Origin of the sequence: Microcoleus sp. Pol17C6 (genome assembly GCF_036701145.1) — a bacterium.
Lineage (GTDB): Bacteria > Cyanobacteriota > Cyanobacteriia > Cyanobacteriales > Microcoleaceae > Microcoleus.
The window spans coordinates 1-1,113 of sequence record NZ_JAUBQH010000181.1; the positions used below are offsets into that span (position 1 = coordinate 1).

The window sequence follows — 1,113 nt, forward strand, 5'->3', positions numbered from 1 at the left end:
ATTTCCCTGTCTAATTACAGCCGAAAGTCGGCGACGTAAATTACAAAGGTTTTTAGATTTACCGAACTTAACGATTGAATTAATTTGGTTCCCATTAATTACTTATTGGTTGACAACTTATTGCCGTGTTGGTACTCGCTTATCAATTGCAATAGATCGCAGCCAATGGGGCTGTATTAATTTGTTCATGGTTAGCTTAATCTGGGAGCGAAGAGCAATTCCATTATACTGGTCATTGTTACCAAAATTGGGCAGCAGCAACTTCGAGTCACAAACGACAAATCTACAGCCTGTTTTACGATTATTTTCAGAATATAAAGTCATTGTTTTAGGAGACCGTGAATTTTGTTCGGTAGATTTGGCAAACTGGCTGAAGCAAAAGGGTGTGTCTTTTTGCTTAAGACTGAAGAAGAATCATTGTATCGAAACAGAGCATTTAGTTTGGCAGCGATTAGATGAATTAGGAATAGTGCCGGGAACCTCTTTATATTTTCAAGGTAAAAGAGTGAGAAAAACTCAGCCTGCTACTGGATTTGATGTTGCTTGTAAGTGGAAAAGAAACTATGGGGCGTGTCAGGTTGATGAAGCGTGGTTTATTCTCACAAATTTAGGTTCATTGCAGGCAGCGATCGATGCTTATAAGCAACGGATGGGTATCGAAGAAATGTTTCGAGATTGTAAAACAGGAGGCTACGATCTGGAAGGAACTAGCTTAAAAGGCAACCGACTGATTAACATAATTCTGCTGATGACACTCGCCTATAGTTTGGCAATATTTGAAGGAACTGAACTTCGGAAAAAGCAGGTAGGGAAATATGTATGTCGGCGTCAAGAACCTAAAAAAAGATATCGAAGACGGAGTACATTTGGTGCTGGATTAGATGGAGAAAAGTGGGTTAATTATCTCGAACAATATTCTTTGGAAGTGGAACAGTTAATGAAGTTAACTCGAAATAAACGTCGCTTTTATCAACAAGGTATGCGGGCTGCAACCCTGATTCGGTCTATCTCCTAGGCCTCTTTGTCACCCCCCCAGCAAAAATGCACAACTAACTATTTCCCACCACTTGGCTATTTGCTGATAACTTGTTACCCGAAAATCGGCCCAGCCTA

General features: G+C 40.2%; 1 protein-coding gene. It reads left to right on the plus strand.

Going from position 1 to position 1,113, the window contains the following annotated elements; all coding sequences use genetic code 11:
• A partial coding sequence (locus tag QUA25_RS29320) for an IS4 family transposase (protein WP_333043222.1) occupies positions 1 to 1,015 on the plus strand: 1,015 nt, incomplete at its 5' end.
• Positions 1,016 to 1,113 lie beyond the last annotated feature (98 nt).